At 51.8% G+C, this 22,811-nt stretch carries 18 protein-coding genes; all 18 read right to left on the bottom strand.

The window, feature by feature from the left end:
* Positions 1 to 84 precede the first annotated feature (84 nt).
* The 18 genes from lpxB to dnaG all read right to left on the bottom strand — a co-directional run bounded on the left by lpxB (position 85) and on the right by dnaG (position 22,767).
* Positions 85 to 1,164, bottom strand: a complete 1,080-nt coding sequence (gene lpxB / locus QME66_03240) for a lipid-A-disaccharide synthase (GenBank protein ID MDI6807985.1) — start codon at positions 1,162 to 1,164, stop codon at positions 85 to 87.
* A 41-nt stretch (positions 1,165 to 1,205) separates the two neighbouring features.
* Positions 1,206 to 2,210, bottom strand: a complete 1,005-nt coding sequence (locus QME66_03235; protein MDI6807984.1) for a Gfo/Idh/MocA family oxidoreductase — start codon at positions 2,208 to 2,210, stop codon at positions 1,206 to 1,208.
* Between the two features lie 49 nt (positions 2,211 to 2,259).
* Entirely contained in the window at positions 2,260 to 3,045 is a 786-nt protein-coding gene (lpxA, locus tag QME66_03230) for an acyl-ACP--UDP-N-acetylglucosamine O-acyltransferase (GenBank protein ID MDI6807983.1), read from the bottom strand.
* Entirely contained in the window at positions 3,033 to 4,385 is a 1,353-nt protein-coding gene (locus QME66_03225) for a bifunctional UDP-3-O-[3-hydroxymyristoyl] N-acetylglucosamine deacetylase/3-hydroxyacyl-ACP dehydratase (protein MDI6807982.1), read from the bottom strand. Before QME66_03225 ends, lpxA begins: the two co-directional genes overlap by 13 nt.
* The gene (gene lpxD / locus QME66_03220; GenBank protein MDI6807981.1) at positions 4,382 to 5,416 is read right to left on the bottom strand and encodes a UDP-3-O-(3-hydroxymyristoyl)glucosamine N-acyltransferase; all 1,035 of its coding nucleotides are present in this window, start codon (positions 5,414 to 5,416) and stop codon (positions 4,382 to 4,384) included. Before lpxD ends, QME66_03225 begins: the two co-directional genes overlap by 4 nt.
* 27 nt (positions 5,417 to 5,443) lie before the next feature.
* Positions 5,444 to 5,983, bottom strand: coding sequence for an OmpH family outer membrane protein (locus QME66_03215; GenBank protein MDI6807980.1), 540 nt, complete (start codon positions 5,981 to 5,983; stop codon positions 5,444 to 5,446).
* 20 nt (positions 5,984 to 6,003) lie between these two features.
* Positions 6,004 to 8,268, bottom strand: a complete 2,265-nt coding sequence (gene bamA / locus QME66_03210) for an outer membrane protein assembly factor BamA (protein ID MDI6807979.1) — start codon at positions 8,266 to 8,268, stop codon at positions 6,004 to 6,006.
* Positions 8,265 to 10,685 carry an ATP-dependent Clp protease ATP-binding subunit gene (locus QME66_03205; GenBank protein MDI6807978.1) on the bottom strand — a complete coding sequence of 807 codons (2,421 nt, stop codon included), beginning with the start codon at positions 10,683 to 10,685 and terminating at the stop codon, positions 8,265 to 8,267. Before QME66_03205 ends, bamA begins: the two co-directional genes overlap by 4 nt.
* Before the next feature lie 60 nt (positions 10,686 to 10,745).
* On the bottom strand, positions 10,746 to 11,801 hold the full coding sequence (locus QME66_03200) for a protein arginine kinase (GenBank protein ID MDI6807977.1): 1,056 nt from the start codon (positions 11,799 to 11,801) through the stop codon (positions 10,746 to 10,748).
* Positions 11,802 to 11,824: 23 nt separating this feature from the next.
* A complete protein-coding gene (locus QME66_03195) occupies positions 11,825 to 12,325 on the bottom strand; it encodes a UvrB/UvrC motif-containing protein (protein ID MDI6807976.1) in 501 nt (166 codons plus the stop codon).
* A gap of 3 nt (positions 12,326 to 12,328) precedes the next feature.
* Entirely contained in the window at positions 12,329 to 13,060 is a 732-nt protein-coding gene (locus QME66_03190; protein ID MDI6807975.1) for an ABC transporter ATP-binding protein, read from the bottom strand.
* Positions 13,053 to 14,294, bottom strand: coding sequence for a lipoprotein-releasing ABC transporter permease subunit (locus QME66_03185; protein ID MDI6807974.1), 1,242 nt, complete (start codon positions 14,292 to 14,294; stop codon positions 13,053 to 13,055). Before QME66_03185 ends, QME66_03190 begins: the two co-directional genes overlap by 8 nt.
* Complete coding sequence (lysS, locus tag QME66_03180) at positions 14,294 to 15,775, bottom strand: lysine--tRNA ligase (GenBank protein ID MDI6807973.1); 1,482 nt, start codon at positions 15,773 to 15,775, stop codon at positions 14,294 to 14,296. Before lysS ends, QME66_03185 begins: the two co-directional genes overlap by 1 nt.
* A 305-nt stretch (positions 15,776 to 16,080) precedes the next feature.
* Positions 16,081 to 17,508 (bottom strand): amidophosphoribosyltransferase, encoded by a 1,428-nt coding sequence (gene purF / locus QME66_03175; protein MDI6807972.1) that lies wholly within the window; start codon positions 17,506 to 17,508, stop codon positions 16,081 to 16,083.
* A gap of 91 nt (positions 17,509 to 17,599) precedes the next feature.
* Entirely contained in the window at positions 17,600 to 18,148 is a 549-nt protein-coding gene (locus QME66_03170; GenBank protein MDI6807971.1) for a hypothetical protein, read from the bottom strand.
* A complete protein-coding gene (gene purQ / locus QME66_03165; protein ID MDI6807970.1) occupies positions 18,145 to 18,954 on the bottom strand; it encodes a phosphoribosylformylglycinamidine synthase I in 810 nt (269 codons plus the stop codon). The genes QME66_03170 and purQ overlap by 4 nt, the downstream gene beginning before the upstream one ends.
* A gap of 264 nt (positions 18,955 to 19,218) precedes the next feature.
* A complete protein-coding gene (rpoD, locus tag QME66_03160) occupies positions 19,219 to 20,970 on the bottom strand; it encodes an RNA polymerase sigma factor RpoD (GenBank protein ID MDI6807969.1) in 1,752 nt (583 codons plus the stop codon).
* Positions 20,971 to 21,036: 66 nt separating this feature from the next.
* On the bottom strand, positions 21,037 to 22,767 hold the full coding sequence (gene dnaG, locus QME66_03155; GenBank protein MDI6807968.1) for a DNA primase: 1,731 nt from the start codon (positions 22,765 to 22,767) through the stop codon (positions 21,037 to 21,039).
* Positions 22,768 to 22,811: the final 44 nt, after the last annotated feature.

Below are 22,811 nucleotides of genomic sequence, written 5' to 3'. Positions count from 1 at the left end.
CCCCCTCATACCCCCTGGCAGTGTGCCTTACGAAACGCCCTGCATTTCGTAAAGTTATTTCTGGGACGGCACACTAGAGGGCCGTCAATGACGGATTCCCCTGAGAAGCGAAAGCGCCCTCTCCGCCGCGGTCGAGGGGGCATCTCTCTCGCCGAGGGTAGACCTTAGAGTCGAGAATGCTTTCTTGATAGCCGCTTTTCCATCGCCGTTCCGGAGGAGCTCTTCGGCAGTGTCAGCAATTATGTCGCGCCTGCAGCGGTCCTGGAGCAGTTCCGGAACCACTTTGCCGCCGGCAACTATGTTCGCCAGGCCTATGTATGGAAGCTTGACCACTGCCCTCCCGATCAACCAGGAGAGAGCTGAGGTTTTGTAAAGGATAATCATCGGCTTCTCCAGAAGCGCCGCCTCCAGCGTCGCGGTTCCAGATGTGACAAGATTAAGGTCGGATGCCGACATCAGATCATAAGTCCGGCCCTTGTCTATCTTCACTCTTGCCGAAAGACTCCCGAGCAGCCTCTTCATTTCTTTCTCTTCCAGCGAAACGCCCGGCCCAAGCAGGAACTGCGATACAGCCCCTCTCTCCGAAAGAATCTCCGCAGCCCCTAGCATTTCCGGCAGAACTCTTCTCACTTCCTGAAGCCTGCTTCCCGGAAGAAGCCCGATCACGGGCCTGGTTTTGTCAAACCCAATCTCGTCCAGGTACTCATCTCTGGACCTGCCCGCCTTCACCTTCTTCACAAGCGGATGTCCGACGTACTCTGCCAGGATGCCTCTTTTCCTGTAGAACTCCTCTTCAAATGGGAAAATCACCAGCATCTTGTCCACATTCTTCCTTATCTTCTCAATCCTTCCTTCTCCCCACGCCCAAACTTGAGGGCTGATGTAGTAGGCGACCGGCACCCCGAGCTTCTTCATCCGTCCGCACATCCTCATGTTGAATCCCGGGAAGTCTATGGCAACGAAGAGGGATGGTTTCCTGGCTTTGGCCTCTTTTGCAACATTGCTCATCGCCTTGAGAAAAAAGGGAATCTTTCCCACGACTTCACCAAAGCCCATGACAGCAAGCTCGTCAGTTGAGTAAAGCAGCTCAACTCCTGCTTCCCGCATGTGCCGGCCGCCGATGCCGAAGAAACTAAAGCTTCCCCTTTTCTGAATCTCTCTCACAAGCCCGGCCCCGTGAAGGTCGCCCGATGCCTCTCCTGCGATTATGAGGATTGCTGATTCCAGGACAGTCCCCCCATCACTTTCTTGAGACTTGTCTTTACTTCTTTCCCGACCTCGACAGCAACTTTGAGCGCCTCAAGGCCGTCCCTCCCGGTAACGAGCGGCTCTCTGGATTCAAGAACCGACGTCACAAAATCTTCGAATTCCCTGGTGAGGGCGTCAGGTCCGGTTCCCTTTATCTTTCTTCCGGAAATAAAGCTCTCGATGCCGGTCCCGCTCATTGCCTCGTCCAAGCTCGGCTTTCCTGTGAGTTCGTATATCTCGGCCTCGCCAACGAGGCAGTCGAGCGAAACATAACTGCTGGGCTGAAAGAATCTTATCTTCCTCATTTTCTCGCGTGAAACACGGCTTGCAGTAAGGTTCGCAACTGCTCCATTTTCAAAGAGAATTCTTGCATTTGCGATGTCTTCCTTTTCCGATAGAATCGAGACGCCCACCGCGTCTATCCTCTTTATCTTTGATTTGACGAAACTCAGCACAACATCAATGTCATGAATCATGAGGTCAAGGATCACGTCGATGTCGAGACTTCTCGGGGTGAATCTTGCGAGCCTGTGGGCTTCGATGAATTTCGGACTGCGAATGAATGGCCTGGCCGCGATCACGGCCGGGTTATATCTTTCTACGTGACCGACCTGAATGACAAGGCCCTTTTCCTTCGCCAAGAGCACGAGTTCCTCTGCCTCGGAAACAGTCTTTGCAATCGGTTTCTCAATGAAAACGTGGATTCCGCGGCCAATGCACTTCTCTGCAACGCTGTGGTGTTCCGAGGTGGGGACGGCTATGGAGACGGCATCGACTGCCGAAAGCAGGTCCTGAAGAGACGAGAATGGCTTGAGATTGAGCTCAGCGTTGAGCTTCTCGGTCTTCCGTAAATCGAGATCAACAATTCCTTTCAGCTCGCTTCCGGGAATCCTCGACAGCACCCTGGCGTGCTGGGCACCAAGATGACCGACGCCAACTACACCGGTTTTCAGAATGGACATTTCTTATCGGAACCCCGTGACGTGGAAGATTTGTCTTTCTCAAGGTACGCTAGCGGGTCATGCCTCTTTCAGACTTGAGCACAAATTGAATGAACTCCTGAGCCTCAGGACTGGCAGGGAACTCCTTGCCGAGCTGTTCGATACTCTCCTTTGCGGTGAGCCCGCTCCTGAAGAAGATCCTGTAGATTCTCTTCAACTCAGCCCTCTTCTCGGCGCTGAATCCTCTTCGCACAAGACCCACAGTATTGAGCCCGGATGCCCTAAGGGGATTGCCGGCCGCTCTAACGAACGGCGCAACATCCATTGCGACTCTCGAAGCTCCGCCAATGAACGCGTGCTTTCCGATGTGCACGAACTGATGGACCGGAGTCATGCCGCCTACACAAGCGTAATCGTCTATCGTGATGTGCCCCCCAAGATTGACCGCGTTAGCGAGTATAACGTGGTTCCCTATCACGCAATTGTGGGCGACGTGAACATATGCCATGAGGAGATTGTCATCTCCTATGATGGTCTTTTCTCCCTCATCAGTCGCCGAGTTGACGGTGACAAACTCACGGATCGTGTTTCTGTCGCCTATCACAACATAGCTCTTCTTGTTCCTGTACTTTTTGTCCTGGGGAGCCGACCCAAGGACGGAACCGTGACCGACTGAGCAGTCCCTTCCAACGGTGGTCCATCCTTCTATGACTACATGGGAGCCGATCTTCGAACCATCGCCGATTTTCGCATGTTCCTCAATGATCGAGTACGGTCCGATCGAGACCCCGTCCCCAAGCAAGGCTCCTTCTTCGATTATTGCAGCCGGATGTACAAGAGGCGTCAAAGGTTGCATAGTCGTGAACTAGGGGGGTATCTGTCCACAATCTGGGACATAAGGTCGGCTTCAGCCACGAGCTCTCCATCAACAAAGGCCATTCCCCTCATCTTGCAGACACGTGCTTTTAGCTTCACGAGCTCAAGCTCAAGCCTTAACTGGTCGCCGGGAAGAACCGGCTTTCGGAATTTCGCATTGTCGATGGCCATGAAATAGACGAGTTTCGTCTCGGGTTTATCAACAGTATTGAGAAGGAGGACTCCGCCGGCCTGAGCCATCGCCTCAATTATGAGAACAGCCGGCATTATCGCATGTCCCGGGAAGTGCCCGGCGAAAAAGGGTTCGTTTATCGTCACGTTCTTTATTCCCACGACCCTTTTCCGGTCCTCCAGCTCGAGTATTCTGTCAACAAGGAGGAACGGGTACCTGTGAGGCATGATCCGCTGGATGGCATTGACGTTCCAGAGAGGCTCTTTCGGCGCGCCAGTTCTCACATTCGGCTCAGGCAGCTGACGGCTCATTTCGCTCAGCTTTTGAACGAACTTGACATTCGTCGCATGTCCGGATTTCACTCCGACGAAGTGTCCTTTGGCCGGAGCTCCCAGCAAGAAGAGATCGCCGATGAAGTCCAGGATCTTATGCCTCACAAATTCATTCTTGAATCTGAGAGGCTCTTCGTTCATTATGTGGTCGTCTTCTATCACAATAGCGTTGTCGAGGCTTCCACCTTTTATCATTCCCTTCTTCCTCAGCATCTCAACATCTTTGAGGAGGACAAAAGTCCTTGCCGGAGCAATCTCGCTGGCAAAGATTTCGTCATTCAATTCAAAGGCAGCGTGCTGAGTTCCAACCAGTCTGTTGTCGTATTCTATCGTGAAGCTTATCTTAAGTCCGTCATAGGGAAGAGCGAGGAGCTCAACGCTGTCTTCACAATAAGAAACAGGTCTGTTCACAACGAAGTACCGCTTCGGGGCATCCTGTTCGATTGGCCTTCCGCTCTTGAGGAGGCTCACAAACGGGGCAGCGCTTCCATCTGAGGGTTCCGCCAATTCCTCGGAATCAATCTCGATTTCAAGATTGTCAATCCCGAGCCCGGCGATAGCGGCCAGAAAGTGCTCAACCGTGTGCACCTCCACACCGCCCTCCGAGAGAATAGTTCTCCTCGAATGATGTGCATCATATCTCGCATTGCCTGCACTGACCCTTATCACGGGTCTTTGAGGGAGGTCCATCCTGACGAATTTCACGCCGAAATCCGCCGGCGCTGGTTTGCACACCACAGATGTCGTTTTTCCGGTATGCAACCCTCTCCCGGTGTACGAGACTTCCTTCTCTATCGTTTTCTGCTTTCCAATCATTTCTTCTTCTCCGCTTCGATTTCCTGGAGCTTCTTCTCAATTACCTTGATTCTCTTGAGGACTTCCGGCAGCCTCCCCATCGCTGCGTGGATTTTCATTGAAACGTTGTGAGGAAGAGCCGGGTAACCGGAGACTGTGGAATTAGGCGGTATGGAACCAATGACTCCCGCTTGCGCGCCTACAAGCGTGTTGTCTCCTATCTGTATGTGCCCGGCAATACCTGCCTGACCTCCAAGAGTGACATTCTGTCCAATCTCAGTGCTTCCCGATATCCCGACCTGCGCTACGATTATGCTGTTCTCGCCAATTGTTACGTTGTGTGCGATTTGGACCAGATTGTCAATCTTGGTCCCTTTCTTTATGGTCGTCGCCCCGATCGTTGCCCTGTCAACAGTCACGTTTGCACCGATCTCAACGTCATCTTCAACGATAACGGTCCCGGTCTGCGGTATCTTCTGATGCGTCTTTCCCTCCCTGACAAACCCGAATCCATCACTTCCTATGACTGTACCGCTGTGAATTATGACACGTTCTCCTATGCTGCATTCCTCCCTTATCGTGACATTCGGATAAACCAACGTTCCTTTCCCGATACTGGCGCGCTCCCCTATGTACACCCCTGCCATAATGGCCGCCTCGTCACCTACAACGGCGCCATCCGCAACGACTACGTTGGCCCCTATTGAAATATCATGTCCAAGCGATACACCCTCGCCGATGACGGCACTGGGATGTATTCCTTTCGCCACCATTGCCTTCTCCGGCCTGAACATTCTGAGAGTCTTGAGGAAAGCGAGGTACGGATCATCCGTTACGATCAAGGGTTTCCCGGTCTTTAGCTCATTTTCCTTTACTATGATTGCTGAGGCTTTGGTCGTACTGAGGTACGCTTCATACTTTGGGTTTGAAAGGAATGTGAGGTCGCCTTCTTCGGCATCTTTTATGGCCGCAACGCCTTTTATCAGGACTTCACCGTCACCCAAGAGCCGGCCGTCAAGTCTCTTTGCTATCTCCTTCAACCGAATCTGCACCTAAGCCTCTCCGCCCAGACCGGATTTTTATCCTTCCTTGTTCAATTCTTCAATTACCCTGTCAGTGAGGTCAAGATCCTTCACTCCATACACAATATTTCCATCTGCGGCATCTATTACCATGGAGTATCCTTCAGCTTCGGCAATTTTGTCAAGGATTGCTTTAACTTTCTCGACTATCGGCTTCATCAGCTCATCGTTCCGTGCGGCAATCTTCCCGGTCTTTGGATCCCAGATCGACTGGACAAATCCCTCGTACTCACTGACCTTCTTCTGGAGCGCCGCCTCCTTCTCTTGTCTCTTCGCTTCACTGAGCATCAGAGATTGACTCTCAAGCTCCTTCCTCATGAGCTCAATCTCCCTCTTCCTCGAATCTGCCTCATTCTGCCAGCCCTGGACATCCACATTGAAGGCTTTCTGAGCTTCCTTCGTGCCTTTGTATGCGGCAAAGATCTTTTCGGAGTCAATGAATGCTATCTTCAGGTCCGCCGCCTGGAGCTCCGGCGCCGCAAACATGCAGAGCAGACCTGCCGCCAGGATACAGATCATCATCATGTTGAGCTTCAATTTTTCTCCCCTCCTTTATGCTAGAAAGGTCCCCCGAGCTGGAGATGGGGCTCCCACCTCGCTCCTTCCTCTCTGTTTATCCCGTACCCGTAGTCGAAACCGATTTCTCCGAGCATCGGCACATCTATCCTGAAGCCAAAGCCAAACCCTTGCATGAAACCTGAGGCCCGGAAAGTCGAAACGCTGTTCCAGGTTCCACCAACGTCATAGAACAGGAGTCCCCTCAATGGCTCAGCGATCGGAAACTGATACTCAGTCGTGTACCCCAGCATGAATCTTCCTCCGTCCCATGCCGCATTGCCTCTGGGATGAATGGAGTAGTCGGGATATCCCCTTAGATAGTCGTATACCGTCCCTCCGAGCCTGAACTTCTCGTAGGTCGGTATTCTGTCCTTGGCCGTGTAGCCCGAGACATACCCTACCCTTCCCCTGAACATGAAAACGGGTTTGAAAAGCCACCTCTTGTAGATTCGTCCGTCAAAGAGATATTTGTGGAAGTTGACATCTCCGCCAATCCGGCCGCCGGCAAACTCTACAGACGACCTGAATCTTCCACCCTTCTTCGGTCTGAACGGGTTATCTGTCGTGACTCCTCTCAGGCCGAAGGTGACGCTGCTGGTTCTCTGCGGCTTTCCGGCCACAAGTGCCAGCGTAGTGTCGGAGACATCTTCGAGGGTGATCTCCTCATACCGGTACGCAACCGACCCTCTCACAACCCTTGACCTGGGGACAAGTTTCTCTGCAAAAACCGATCCGCCTTTCCGGTATTCGGTGTAATAGTCCAGTACTCTCTGTGCATTGTAAGCCTCAAATCCTGCAGTCGTAGGAGTATCAAGCAGCCATGGATCTGTGAAACTCAATTCTATGTTGCTCCTCCTGCTTCCCCTTTCAAGCCTCAGGCTGATTGATTGATTGTTTCCAAACAGGTTGTTGTGTCCTACTTCTGCAAATCCGGTCAGACCGGTCGCGGTCCCGTAGCCGAACCCTGCATTCGCGGTTCCAGTTTGCTTTTCCTTCACCTTGAATATGAGGTCGATATCCCTCCCGTTCTCGTCCACTTCGTAATCGACCAGCACGTCTTCGAATATACGCAGATTGAAAACGTCTCTCTGACCATGGGCAAGCAGCGACCTTTTGAACGGGTCGCCGGGTTTTAGAAAGAGTTCCCTCCTTATCACCTTCTCCTTCGTTCTCGTGTTGCCTGTGATTCTTATGTCTCTTACGTAAGAAGGTTCCCCCTCCTGCATCATATATACAACATCAAGCACAGTATCCTGTGGAGTCATTTCCGGGGTAACAGCGACGAACAGATAGCCTTTCTCAGCATAAGCTTCAAACAGATTCTGTCTCGTTCTCTCTATCCTCTCTTCGCTGTAAAGGGTCCCTGTCTGGGAAGCGATGGCGTCACTAACTTCCTTGTCGGACAGCGCCTTGTTTCCGTTCCAACTGACGCTTCCAATTACGTATCGCAGTCCTTCGTCAATCTCTATATTGAGGTCTACCCACCGGTTATCTGCACTGTAGTTAACGAAATGCCCCTTCACCTTGGCATCCTTGTACCCTCTGTTCTTGAAAAACGCCTCAAGCTTCTCGATGTCCATGTCTGCATACTCATCCTTGTAGGCGCCGCTTCTCAGGAAACCCTTCTTCTTCGTAGCCATCACCTTCCTCAACTGCTTCTCCGTTGTGCCCTGGTTTTCGCTGAAGCTTATGCTTCTTACCTTCACCTTGGGTCCTTCAGTTATCTCGAAGACAATTGCCACCCCCCGGGGAGTCTCGGTGGGGGTTTTCGACCACTGAATTTTGGCAAGAGGACGTCCCTCTTCCTTATAGTATGAGAGGAGTTTTTCCACGTCCTCCGCAAGGCGGAAGCCGTCGACAAGCTGGCCTGGTGAAGTAGAGATTTTCTCTTTAAGGGTATCCGTACCGCCCTTCTTGTTTCCCTTGAACTCAATCTTGGAAATTTTTTCTCTCTCTTTCACTTTTATGACAAGAGAAATCCCGTCTCTCTCAGCGGTTGCCTCGACCTGAACGTCGGAAAAAAGCCCGAGCGAATAGAGCTTCTTCACCCCATTCGCCACGTCATCTCTCCTTAGTTCCTGGCCGGCTTTCAGAGGGAAGGTCGAGAGTATGAGCCCCTCTTCCACAGCTATGTTTCCGCTCACGGCTATTGATTTAACAGTCTCAGTCTGAGCCAGCAAGGGTCCTGCGACTGCAAAAATCAACAAAAAATTAAGGCCCCACATAATGCGGCCTTTGATCCCGATGAATGCACCGATGTTCATTTTGTCTCCTCGAATACCAATTCTCCTTCCTTTAGGTCAACAGAAATAAGAGAATCGTCGCTGATTCCTTTCCTGAGGATAAGTTCTGCGATAGGATCCTCTATCAATCTCTGAATTGCGCGCTTGAGCGGCCTTGCGCCGAGAACCGGGTCAAATCCCTTTTCAATAAGAAACTTCATTGCAGAGTCGTTCAGAGAAAGCCGCACTTTCTGCCCGTTCAGTCTTTCATTGACTTCGCTTATCAGGATGTGAAGGATTTGCTCCATCTCGGGTCTTCCAAGCGACCTGAAGACGATAGTATCATCGATTCTATTCAAGAACTCAGGGTTGAAGACCCTTTTCATTTCATCCAGCACCATTTCGCGCATCTGGTCATAAGTCGCCCTCTCATCGGTCTTCTGGAACCCCATACTGACACCCGACTTGATTCTCCTCGTGCCGAGATTTGAGGTCATTATGAGAACGGTGTTCTTGAAATTCACTTTTCTCTTGAAGCTGTCCGTAAGCTGCCCATCATCAAGAACCTGAAGAAGGATGTTGAACACGTCGGGGTGTGCCTTCTCGATTTCATCGAGGAGAACGACAGAGTACGGCTTCCTTCTCACCTTCTCGGTGAGCTGTCCACCCTCCTCATAGCCGACGTAACCGGGGGGAGCACCCACAAGACGGGAGATGGCGAACTTTTCCATGTACTCAGACATGTCAATACGGATCAGCGCATCTTCGTCGTTGAAGAGAAACTTCGCCAGCACTCTGGCAAGCTCAGTCTTTCCGACTCCTGTGGGCCCGAGGAAAATAAACGACCCTATGGGCCTCCTTGGATCCCTCAGACCCGCCCTGTTCCGCCTGATCGCCTTCGAAATCGCCGAAAGGGCCTCGTCCTGGCCGATAATTCTCTTCCGGAGCTCGTCTTCCATCCGCAGAAGCCGGCTCGATTCCTCTTCCTCCAGTCTGGAAATCGGAATTCCGGTCATTACTGCAACTATCCTTGCGATGTCCTCACCGTTCACCTTTGCTTCCCTGTCGAGCTTCGAGCTGTCCCAGTTTTTCTTCACTTCCTTGAGTTTCGCTCTCAGCTCTTTCTCTTTGTCTCTCAGCCTTGCCGCCCTCTCAAACTCCTGGGCTTGTATGGCCGACTCTTTTTCCTTGGTCAATTCGTCAACCTTCTTCTCTATCTCCTTCACTTCCTGAGGGACTGTCGAAACGGAAAGCATGGCCCTTGAGCCAGCTTCGTCAATCACATCTATCGCTTTGTCGGGAAGGAACCTGTCGCTGATATAGCGGTCGGACAGCTTTGCGGCAGCAACGACTGCCTCATCGGTTATCTTGACCTTGTGATGGGCTTCATATCTGTCTCTCAAGCCCATGATTATCTGAATCGTCTCCTCGACTGTCGGAGGATCAACCATTATCGGCTGGAATCGTCTTTCGAGGGCGCCGTCTTTCTCTATGTATTTCCTGTAGTCATCAAGAGTCGTGGCACCGATGCACTGCAGTTCCCCCCTTGCCAGGGCAGGTTTCAACATGTTCGAAGCATCTATCGCGCCTTCAGCGCCGCCGGCGCCGACTATGGTGTGAAGCTCGTCTATGAAAATGATTGAGTTCTTGGATTCCCTGATCTCATTCATTACCGCCTTGAGTCTCTCTTCAAACTGTCCTCTGTACTTTGTTCCGGCGACAACTGCGGCCAGATCAAGCGTCACGATCCGCTTGTCCTTCAGGGTCTCCGGAACCTTGTTCTCCACTATCCGCTCGGCAAGGCCCTCCGCGATCGCGGTCTTTCCGACCCCGGGTTCGCCTATGAGAACCGGGTTGTTCTTTTTTCTCCTCGAGAGGACCTGAATCACTCTCTCAATCTCGGAGTTCCTTCCGATTATCGGATCAAGCTTCCCCTCGGCCGCAAGCGCCGTCAGGTCCCTTCCGAATTGGTTCAGAGCAGGAGTTTCGACTTTTTCTTCTCTCTCTGAGGACATCTGGGGAGTCCCGTGAAGAAGCCTCATCATCTCCTCTCTGACCTTTTTTCTGTCGAGACCAAGCTCCATGAGAACTCTTGCCGCAATTCCCTCGCCTTCTCTTATTAGACCCAGGAGCAGGTGTTCGGTTCCAACATAGTTGTGGCCGAGCTGCCTCGCCTCGTCAACAGAGAGCTCGAGAACCCTCTTGGCCCTTGGAGTAAAAGGTATCTCTCCGATGGTCATGGTTCCGCCTGATTCCGATACCATGCTTTCGACGGTCTGCCTCACCGTATCAAGGTCGAGCCCAAGGTTATGCAGGACATCGGCAGCCACTCCCTCTCCCTGCCTCACGATTCCCAGGAGAAGGTGCTCCGTGCCAATATAGTCGTGATGAAGTCTCGCGGCTTCCTCTCTTGCCAGATATATTACTTTTTTCAGCCGTTCAGTGAACTTGTCATGCATGACAGAACCTCCACTCTATGATGAGACAGCTTTTCTTTTCCCGACCGGGCCTTCTTCTCATCATTTCTGCTCGAGTCTCTTTCTTATCATCTCCGCCCGCATCACGTTTCTCTCCGGAGATTCCATCTCCTTGTCCACCGCCTTCTGAAGATGGGCGGGCTGCATGAAGACCAGGATCTCGTTCAAGGTTTTCACACTGGGCAGCCCTTTGAACTCAAGTGCGAGTCCGAGCCTGACCAGAGATGTAAGGCTTATCACTTCCTGGGAGTTGATTATCCTCGAGAACATGAGCGTTCCCAGGGCGCGCCAGACTTTGTCTTCAATCTGTATCCTTGCGTCCTTTATGAGGACTTCCCTCGCCCTAGCTTCAAAATCAATCACCTGCTTCGTGACTTTCCCAAGATTCGATGCTATCTCGTGTTCGCTCTGGCCCAGGGTTGTCTGGTTGGAAATCTGGAAGAAATAGCCCAGAGTATCCGTCCCTTCTCCATAAAATCCCCGTATTGCAACTCCAACTTGTTTAAGCCCTTCCAGAATTTCTCTCACCTTTTTTGTTAGGACGAGGGCCGGCAGGTGAATGAGAACGGAGACCCTGAGGCCTGTGCCGATATTTGTCGGGCAGGAAGTGAGGAAGCCGAACTCTTCGTTGAATGCGTATTCAAGTCTTCCGCTCAGCTCGTCATCCAGTCTGGAGGCGGAATGCCACGTGTTCTCCACCTGGAACCCTGAAGAGATACTCTGAATCCTGATGTGATCTTCTTCATTGACCATTGCGCTCAGGGACTCGTCTCGCGAGACAACGATGCCTCTTGCCTTCGACTCACCGGTAAGGTCGGGGCTGATGAGGTGCCGCTCAACGAGAAAACGTTTGTCTATGTTGGAGATCTCGGCCATTTTTATCTGGAGGCTTTTCTTCAAGCTGGCCGTTTTGCTTGCAGCCGAAAAGACGCTCGCAATGATTACGCTCAGCTGATCCTGTCTCGCCTTGTGAGTGAAAGGATACCCCTTAAGATTTCTCGCAAGCCTTACTCTTGTGCTCAACACGGTGACGCATTCCGGCCCTTCGCCACTGAGCCATGAGCAGGTCCCGTTAACTAGTTCGTCCAGAGTGGTCATTCGTCTTCTCCCTGAGGCCTCTCTCAAGGGGTGCTCCCCTCTGATTCCAGCGTTCTTATCTTGTCCCTTATGTCCGCTGCCTTTTCAAATTCCTCTTTCTCTATGGCAATCTCAAGTTCCTCGTGAAGTTTCTGCATCTCTCTTCTCTTGAGATATACCCCTCCTTCGGACAGGGGTGCCTTGCCTGAATGACGCGTGCTTCCATGGATCCTTCTCAGGAGCGGCTTTATCTGAGCCTTGAAGGCCGAGTAGCATTCCGGGCAGCCAAGATGCCCTGTCTCCCGGAAGCTCGAGAAGAGAAGCCCGCAGCTTGGGCACTGAATCCTGCCGATTTTTTCTTCTTCGGTTACACCCATTTCGTCAAACAGACTGGATAGGAGTTCAGAGATTGAGCCATGATTGGTTACGTTAAGTTTCTTTTCCTCCGCGCATTTCCTGCAAACGTGAAGTTGACGTATCTTGTTGTTTACAATCTTTATGATGTGGTCCGTGGCCGGAGCCTTCCTGCAAATTTGGCATTGCATCGTCTATCTTACCCCATCTTTGAGTTTGATTTCCACTTTTTCTGCTGGAACAAGCCTGCCGTTCATAAGTCTCGAGACTCTGCTTCCGATTGAAACCAGCTCATCATTGTGTGTAGCCACCACAAAAGTTTCTCCTCTCCTCTCGGAAAGCTCTTTCAGGAGAGTATGAATTCCCGCGGCACTTTCCCTGTCCAGGCTTCCGGTCGGCTCGTCAGCAAGCACGACCTGGGGAGAATTCACGAGGGCCCTGGCCACAGCGACCCGCTGCTGCTCCCCGATTGAGAGTTCGCCCGGCCTGTGGCTTGCCCTATCGGCGAGCCCTACTTCATCAAGAAACTCTTCGGCCAGCTTGCGAGCTTCCCTTTTCGTCAAGCCTCCGAGGAGCGCAGGCAGCATCACGTTCTCGGCAGCATCGAACTCCGGGAGAAGATGATGAAACTGAAACACAAAACCAATCTCCTTGTTTCTGAGCCTGGCAAGGTCATCATCTGAGAGAAGAAAAACATTTCTTCCGTTCTGATACACAACTCCGCTTGTCGGCCGTTCAAGGGTGCCCAAGATATGCAGCAATGTACTTTTCCCGGCTCCTGAAGGGCCCACTATTACAAACACCTCGCCCTTCCTCACGTCAAGGTCGACACCCAAAAGAACCTTAATCTCTTTCGAGCCTGTGATGAAGCTCTTCTCGATCCTCTCGGCACGCAGCACTACGCCCGTACCCGGTGAGTCATTCATATCGTATGGCCTCGACCGGAACAAGCCGCGAAGCCTGCCTGGACGGATGGAGAGTAGCAATGAAAGATATGAGCATGACTGCCGCTGCGATCTCCACAAGGTCGAGCATCTCTAGTTTTATCGGCAGAGTATCTATGAAGTAAATGTCTCCCGGCAGCTCGATGAATTTGTACTTGCCTATCGCGAGCGAGATGAGGACGCCAATCACGCCTCCAAAGAACGTTCCGACAGCCCCCACTATGAGCCCCTGAAGGACAAAAATCCTCATTATTCCCCTTGAAGTCACCCCGAGAGACCTGAGAACACCGATGTCTCGCCTCTTCTCCATGACAAGCATCATGAGCATGTTCCTTATATTGAACGCTGCGACGAGGACTATCAATGTCAATATGATGAACATTACCTTTTTTTCCATCTTCATCCATGCAAACAGGTTCCGGTTGAGCTCAATCCAATTGTTGGTCCTAAACGGATATCCGCCCAGCGCCTTCAATATCCTATCACCCATTCTGGGAGCATCCATCATCTCTTTGATTTTTACTTCCACGCCGGTTACGGCTTCGCCGAGCTCAAGAAGCTTCTGGGCCGATGAAAGTGTCACAAATATGAAACTCGAATCGTATTCATACATGCCCGAATCAAAGATTGACACGACAGTGAACTTCTGCATCTTCGGCATGAATCCAAAGGGCGAGAACCCGCCGGAGAACGGCGAGACGACCCTAAGTTCGTCCCCAATGGTCAATCCCAGAGAAGCAGCAAGCTCCTTGCCGACCACGACCCCCGGCCCGTGACCTTCCCGGTCAATTGCCGAGATCCTGGGTCTAAGATTCTGAGCGATTTCGGTCACAGATCGTTCCTGAGTCAAATTTACTCCCTTGAGCACTGCGCCTTCCGAACCGCCTTCACTCGCCAGCATGACCTTTGCGTACACAAAGGGAGAAGAGGCGACTACACCCGGAACAGAGTTTATCTTCTTCACGATCTGCCAGTTTTCCTCAATTCCCTTCTCGTTGTACCCAAGCACTATGACATGGGCATTCGTCCCCACAATCCGCTTCTGCACCTCGTCCTCAAAGCCGTTCATTACGGCGAGCACGATTACGAGCGCGGCAACGCCAACGACGACTCCGCCCACGGAAACGGCAGCAATCGTGCCCATGAAACTTCTTTTCCGTCTGGCCGTGAGATATCTCAGCGCAATGAAGACTTCATAGGGTTTCAGCAGTTTCATCACTCGCTTCCCTCTTCCTCGATTTCGTTTCTGACCGGCGGAAAGAGAATGGCTTCCCTTATGTTTCCGACATTTGAGAAAAGCATGACGAGCCGGTCTATACCGACCCCCAAGCCGCCCGTCGGCGGCATGCCGCACTCAAGCGCCGAGATGAAATCCCTATCCATCACCTGCGCCTCCACGTCACCTTTCTCCCGCAATGCAGCCTGACGCTCAAATTGCTTCTCCTGTTCGGTCGGATCGTTTTGTTCCGAGAATGAATTTGCAAGCTCCAGACCGCCGGCAAAGAGCTCAAATCTTTCCACGACCTTCGGGTTGCCTCTCTTCTCCTTTGCAAGGGGCGAGAGGTCTTTCGGATAGTCGATGACACATGTTGGCTGTATAAGCCCCGGCTGTATTACGCTCGAGAAAAGCTCGTCAACCATCTTTCCGTATCCCGCCTTCTCGCCGACCTCAATCCCGAACTGCAGGCACGCCTTCCTCGTGGATTTCTCATCCATATCCAGAAGATCGAGACCGGTTTTCTCCTTAAGCGAGTCAAAAAAACCGATGCGTCTCCAGGGCGGCTTAAAGTCAATGTTCTGAGAGTCAAATTCACAGACTGTTGATCCTTTCACTTCCATCAGGATCGAGCACACCATCTCTTCAAGAAGAGTCATCATATCAAGGTAGTCGCTGTATGCCTCGTAAAGCTCCATCATGGTGAACTCAGGCGAGTGGAGTTTGTCCATTCCCTCGTTCCTGAAGTCCTTTCCGATCTCATAGACCTTCTCGAATCCGCCTACTATGAGTCTCTTGAGGTACAGTTCATCTGAAACTCTCAAATAGAGCCGCCGTTCCAGTGCCTCGTGCCGTGTTGTGAACGGCTTTGCAAACGCTCCTCCGTAGATGGGCTGAAGTATTGGCGTTTCAACTTCGGTGAAACCCTTCGAGTCAAGGAACCTTCTCATTGCCGTAAGCACCTTCCCCCGCATTACAAACGTATCACGCACAAAATCATTAACAATCAGGTCAACGTAGCGCCTCCTGAACCTCGTCTCCACATCTTTCAATCCATGCCACTTCTCGGGCAGAGGCGTGAGGGATTTGGTGAGCAGGACCAGCTCTTCCGCCTTGACAGTCGTCTCCCCAGTTTTTGTTTTGAATACCTTTCCTCTAACGCCGACTATGTCGCCGACGTCCAGAAGGTCAAAAAGCGCATAAGCTTCTTCGCCGACCTCATCTTCTCTGAAGTAGACTTGAATCTTTCCAAGAAAGTCCTTGATGTGCGAGAAACTGGCTTTGCCGTGGCCTCTCTTTGACATGAGCCGTCCGGCGACCGAAATAGTCTCATTTGCGCTCTGGAGCGCATCGGCAGATTCCAGGATCTCTTTCGAGCGGTGAGAGATTTTGAACGAGTAGGCATAGGCCGGCGTGTTTCTCTTACGCAGGATTTCAAGTTTGTCTCTTCTCAACTTGGTAAGTTCATCAAGCGGGGACATGTCTTCTCTACCTCAATCCTTTCTGGTTCACCTGAACGGGAAGCCTTCAACCTGCGCAATTGAGACAATAAATATAGTCGCCGTTTTCTCGGGGTGTCAAGGAGACCCAGCGTCGTGTCCGGGAAACTCCTTGCGTATGCCTTTCCCCCCGGACACGACACTTTCATAGGGGCTCCCCGCCCCTCTGACGCTTCAGGATGCTCCTACTCGTCGCATCCTTCCGCTGTCACCCCTGAGGGGGTCGGCCACGACCCCCTCATACCCCCTGGCAGTGTGCCTTGTGAGGCATCGTGCATTAGGCAAGGTTATTTCCGCGACGGCACACTGGCTCCCTTCCTTCTCCCGGCCGTTTCAAGAGAGAATTTGTCGAACTCTTTGGGAGGAGTAACCGGGTAGTCTCCTGTGAAGCACGCATAGCAATACTTGTCAGGCTCCCGGACACTGTTCCTCAATCCCTCAAGCGAGAGATATTCCATGCTATCAACGCCTATGAAAGAAGCCAGTTCTTTCATGGACAGGTTTCGAGCAATCAATTCGCTCCTTCTTGGAGTGTCTATGCCGTAGAAACACGGGTCGATTATCTGCGGCGATGCTACTCTGAAGTGAACCTCCCTGGCACCGGCCATTCTCACCATCCTGATCAGCTTCTTGCTCGTGGTCCCCCTCACCACCGAATCATCCACGATTGCGACGCGCTTCCCTCTAAGGATGTCGCGTACCGCATTGTACTTCACTCTTACCCCCAGGTCCCGCAGCTTTTGCTTCGGATGGATGAAGGTTCGCCCTACGTAGTGATTCCTGATGAGACCAAGTTCAAACTTGATGCTGGCTTCTTCAGAAAACCCAAGCGCTGCGGAGTTACTGGAATCCGGCACTGCTATGACTATGTCGCAGGGAGCCGGCGCCTCAGATGCCAGCGTCCTGCCCAGGTTTCTCCTCACGGTGTCAACGCACTCACCAAAGACAATTGAATCGGGCCTCGAGAAATAGATTAGCTCAAAGATACATCGTGCCTGCTCGACACTCCTGGAAATGCGAAAACTCTTCTGTCCGTTCTTGTCGATCAGCAACAGTTCCCCAGGCTCGATCTCCCTCACCAATCTGCCGCCTATTATATCGAATGCACAGCTTTCCGAGGCAACGACAGGATTGGAGCGGACGCTTCCCAGGGTGAGCGGCCTGAAGCCAAACGGATCCCGGCCCGCAAATATCTGATTCTCAGTCATGATGGCAAGCGAATACGCTCCGCGAACGCAGGACAGCGCTTCAAGAATCATTGCGGGCAGAGTCTTCTCCTTTGACCTGGCAACCAAATGCAGTATCACTTCCGTGTCCATTGTGGTCTGGAAAACAGAACCTTGACGCTCCAACTCATTGCGCAGGCCGGCCGCGTTAACAATATTTCCGTTGTGGGCAATTGCAAGCTTCCCTTTTCTGTAATCCACAATCATGGGCTGAGCATTCTCGATTCTGGTTGAGCCCGTGGTCGAATACCGGTTATGGCCGGTTGCCAGGTGCCCGGGAAGCTGATTCAAGACCGAAGGAGTGTAAACATCGGAAACAAGCCCCATTGCTTTATGGGAGAAAAATTGTTTTCCATCCGAGGAGACAATTCCAGTAGATTCCTGGCCTCTGTGTTGAAGGGAGTAAAGGCCGAGATGTGCCAGCCGTGATGAATCCCTCGGTCCGAATGTCGAGAAGACTGCACACGAGTGTTTCAGTTCTTTTGTCATGCCCAGCCACTCTCTTTCTGCATGAAACTCATAGATTCTTCAAGCTCCATCCTCTCATCGGACTCTCGTTTCCCGAGAATGAAGAAAGTTGTCAGGCCTTTTCCGGGCGACAGGTGATTGCCGGCCCGTGAAGAGCACGAGGAGTCACCGGGTCCGTAAGAATCGAGAGGTTCTGATATGATGGATTCGCAAGAAATCCCATGATGGGCTTCACTTCAATCTCTGAGGGATACGATGAAAACCCGGCTCTCCAGATTACTCCCCTAACAACCCGGCTGAGATGTTCTATTCCGTGAATGTCTTCGAGATTCTTCTTGATCAAAAGACCCTCACGGCAATCCTTGCTCCAGACGAAAAAATTCAGCCTGGATTTCCCGCCGTTGTCCCAAAAGGCTTCATTCTCATTTCTTATCTCAAAGACCTGCCTGTTGGGATTGAAGAACCTGAGGCTTTCCTCAAGCGCGGCCTTCATCTTACCCGTTGCCTTTTCCCCGTCATTCCTGAATTCTGCCAGCCAGACATCATGCCGTGAGAGCTCAACCAGATTCTTCGAGCATGTTATCTCAGAGACAAGCGTGTGGAATGCGGTCGAAGCCGCAAGATCAGTCCTTTTCATTGTAATCAGAACGCCGAGAATCATCGCAGAAGATACCTTCTGATGGATTCAAATATCTTGAGCCCGGGTCCGGGAGCTTCCATGGCAGCAAAGTCTCCTTGTGATCCTCTCTTCGACTGTCCCCATTTCCCCTCAATTGAATCCGGGACGCTCCTCAGCTTCAGTGCTCTTTCAGGGTGCGGCATGAAAGCCAGGACGTTTCCCTTAACGTTAGTGATCCCGGCTGCATTAAGGAATGAACCGTTTGGGTTTGTTGGGAACGAGTGTTCAAAATCTCCCTTAGGAGTCGAGTATCTGAACACTACCTGTCCATTCCGTTCGAGTTCTCTTTCGACATCCTCTGTCAGGCCAATGAATCTTCCTTCCGCATGGGCAACCGGAAGCGGGAGAATCTCGTTTTCATCAAACTCAGAAGTGAAAGGAGACTCAGGATCTTTTTTCACGCTCACATGAACCCATGAACAGTAGTATCCTATTCTGTCATCAGAGATGTTTGGGCCGAGCCCGAGCACGATTTTGTCCATATCCCAACCCGGGACCAGACCCGCTTCGACCAGGATCTGTGCCCCGTTGCAGATGCCGAGGACAGGTTTTCCGTCAAGGGCAAGTGACGAGAGCTCGTCCATCAGCGGGCTTCTTGAGGCGACGACGCCCGCCCGAACACGATCTTGAAAAGAGAACCCGCCCGGGAGTACGAATGCGTCGAAGGAACTGAGCACATCCGAAGAGTTCCACCTGAAAAGTTCTCCATCCATTCCGGCAAGCTTAACGGCTCTCAATGTCTCGAATTCACAGTTCATGCCGGGAAACTGAATTACGGCAACTCTCAAGATTTGTACCCTCCTAGTGTCGTGTCCTGTAAGTTCCTTGTCTATGTCTTTGCCCCTGGACACGACACTTTCATAGGGGCTTCTCGCCCCTCTGACGCTTCTGGATGCTCCTACTCGTCGCATCCCTTCGCTGTCACCCCTGAGGGGGTCGGCCACGACCCCCTCACACCCCCTGGAAGTGTGCCTTATGAAACGCCCTGCATTTCGTAAAGTTGTCTCTGCGACGGCACACTAGTTAGAACTTATCGAAATCAGGATAGGAAATCAAGCCAGATTCTGCGCGAAGACTTTCAGTCTCCTGGACCTTGTCGGATGCCTGAGCTTTCTCAACGCCTTGGCTTCAATCTGCCTGATCCTCTCTCTTGTTACATTAAAGAAAGCTCCGACTTCTTCAAGGGTCCTGGGACATCCGTCTTCAGTGAGCCCGAACCTGAGTTTCACAACCTTGGCCTCCCGCGGAGTGAGCGTTTCAAGAACGGCGCCGACTTCATCCTTGAGCATGGCAAAGGCAGCCGAATGGGCAGGTGAAACAACACTCGTATCCTCGATGAAATCTCCCAGACTGGACTCGTCCTCTTCCCCTATCGGCCTGTCAAGAGAGATCGGCTCCTGCGCCGCCTTGAGCACACCTCTTACCTTCTCGACCGGCATCGTGAGCTTCTCCGCAATCTCTTCGGGCGTGGGCTCTCTTCCATATTCCTGGACGAGTCTTCGCGACACCCTCACGACCTTGTTTATGGCTTCAATCATATGGACCGGGACTCTGATCGTTCTCGCCTGGTCGGCAATTGCCCTCGTGATTGCCTGCCTTATCCACCAGGTCGCGTACGTACTGAACTTGTACCCTTTTCTATAGTCAAACTTGTCCACGGCTCTCATGAGCCCGGAATTTCCTTCCTGAATCAGGTCGAGAAATTCAAGGCCTCTGTTCGTGTACCTCTTTGCAATGCTGATCACAAGCCGCACGTTCGCTTCAATCATCGCCTTCTTAGCTTTTTCCCTCTTCCTTTCCCCTTCGATTATTTGCCGTACTGCACCATATAGTCTCGCTTTGGGAATCCTGGCCTCGAGCTCGATTCTTCTTATCTTGCGGTTACTGTTCTTTATTTTTCTCAATGCTTCGTTAATCTTCTCTATTGTAAGCCTGCTTTCTTTTTCAACAGCCCTTCTGTGTTTCGGGCCTTTCCGCGCTTTTCTCAAGAGCGCAAGCAGCTGCTCGTGGGTCCTTCCAACCGACTTTTCACACTGGTGCACTTCGTTCTCCGCTTCCCTGAGTCTCTCAACCAGCCCCTTGAGCCTGGCCGAGAACTTCTCGATGAGTTTCGGGTTGAAGGTGATCTTCCGCAGATCCTCATTTATCTTCTCATTGTATCTGTCTATCGATTCATTCAGAGACGTGCGCTTCTTTTCCGACACTTTCTTTGTGGACTGTGACCAAAGTTTGTTCAGCGTGCCCTGGAGTCTCGCGACTCTGGAAACTGTCTTCAGGACCTTCGCCTTCTCCCTTCTCCCCGAGAAGTCCGGGTTCCAGCTTCCGAAGTCAACCTGAATCAAGTCTTCTATTCTCATCTTTCCCTGCGAGAGTTTCGCGGCAAGTCCCTGAAGTTCCCTGATGATCGTTGCAGTCTGGAAGAGAGCCCTGCAAACCATCTCGTCCCCGGCCTCGATTCTCTTTGCAATCTCCACCTCACCCTCTCTGTCGAGGAGGGGGACTTTGCCCATTTCACGAAGATACATTCTTACAGGGTCATCATACCTGATGGCCTGAGCCACTTGCTGGGTCTCGAGTTTCCTCTCCTCAACCTTCTTGAGCTTCTCTGCCTTTTCCCTTCCCTCTTCAGCCGTCTCGAAGACGTCAACCTTCATCTCATTGAGCAGCATGAAGAGTTCATCCATCTGGTCAACCGTTGTGTCATCATCAAGAAAGGTTTCAATCTGATCGTGGGTGACATAGCCCTGCTTAACGGCAAGGGACTTAAGTTCCTCCACTCTCGGATCCTTGATAAAATCAGTCATTCAGCATGACTCCTTTCCTTGGTTACCATGTGCCGAGAAAGGCAGCACGAAAGAAAACTGCTCCTTCTATCCGTAAAGCTCCTTAAGCTCAGCCATAATTCCACTCTTCTCTTCAAGAAGACTGGTGGCATCAATACCTTGTTTTTCCCTTCTCTTTATGTCCTGGTCAATCTCACTCGCTCTTCTTCTCAGGGCCATCTGCTTGAGTTTCTTCACGTAATCCTTCAGGACAGTTTCCCTGTCAACCCCGGAGAACTTGTCCTCGATGGCAAGCCTTGACAAGAGACTCTTTGCCTCTTCGTCTTCAATCCGGTGAAGAAGCCCTGCGACCCCATTTCCCTCCAGCGTTTCGCCGCAATCCAGGATGGTCCGTGCAACCTTCCGTAACAAAGGATCGGCAAAGAGCTCTTCTTCTATCGGCTGCAATGCTTCCCTCGGCAGGCTCGGGCTGGAAACAAGGAGGGCAAGGTATTCAAGTTCGATATTCGAAACAGAAAGCCCGGCTGGCTTGGCGGGTACGAGACCAACCCCAGGTCTCTCTCCGGATCTCCTCCTTTCGGTTTCAGTGAACAGCACTGCCTCGTCGAATGAAAATACCGCGGCAGTCCGTTCCACAAGGACTCTTCTCGAAAGAGGATCCTCAGCCCTAGCTATGAGCTCAACAATATTCCTTAAAGCTTCTTCCCTGCTTTTCTTCTCTGAGGCAAAACAGTCCCTCAGGAATTCAATCGCATCCAAAGATATACTTGCATCTTCGAGGAATTTCTCTCTGCCCACTTTTCTGATGTAGGTGTCAGGGTCATGCCCTTGAGGAAGACAGATGACGTTGACCCGAAGACCTCCTTCAAGCAGGATACCGATGCTTCTCATTGCTGCAGCTATCCCGGCCCGGTCCGCATCAAAAACGACCGAGACTTTTTCGGCAGCTCCCTTGAGCATCCTTGCGTGCCCCGGCGTCAGTGAAGTCCCTGATACCGCGACAACGTTCCGGATTCCAGACTCAAACAGGGCGATGAAGTCCATGTATCCTTCGACAAGGAAAGCAAAGCCGGCTTCCCTCACGGAGCGTTTTGTCCTCGAAAAACCGTAGAGTATGTCGGATTTCTTGTAGATTGCAGTCTCCGGAGAATTCAGATACTTCGGCAGTGAGTCGTCAAGCGCCCTTCCGCCGAATCCGACAATCCTCGAAGACACGCTTTCGACAGGGAACATGAGCCTGTCTCTGAAACGGTCGTATGTTGCGCCGCTCTGATCGTCGCGGACAAGAAGACCCGCCCTGAGAAGCAGCTCATCTCCAAGAAGTTTCCCTCCGTGGTCAAGCAAGTTCCTCCAGCCCGGGAGGGCAAGTCCGAGCCTGAGTTCCCTTGCAGTTTCTTCTCGCACGCCTCTTGTCTTCAGGTACTCCTTTCCCTTTTTCCCGGCATCCCCCCAGAGAGAGTTCTCGAAGAACCCGGCTGCCAGCTCATTTGCCTCATAGAGTCTCGAATATTCTTCGTTTTCCGCCTTTGCCTTCGGCAGTCTCACACCGCCTTTGTCAGCCAGATAGTTTGCCGCTTCTGAGAAGCTCATCTTCTCGGTCGATGTCAGAAATGTGAAAACGTTTCCCCCCGCTCCGCAGCCGAAGCAGTGATAGAGCTGCTTTTCGGGGCTCACGATGAAAGAAGGAGTCTTCTCGTTGTGAAAAGGACAAAGTCCCTTATAGTTCCTTCCGGCTTTCTTGAGTGAGACTCTTTCGCCGATAATTCCAACGATGTCGACGCTGCTTCTTATGCGGTCAATCAGTTCTGGAGCATACATATCTGCCGGCCCCGGCCATTACCTCCATTGCCTACTGTCAAAGG

The sequence above is a fragment of the Candidatus Eisenbacteria bacterium genome (genome assembly GCA_030017955.1).
Classification (GTDB): Bacteria; Eisenbacteria; RBG-16-71-46; order JASEGR01; family JASEGR01; genus JASEGR01.
This window is presented reverse-complemented; position numbering and strand designations above follow the sequence as displayed.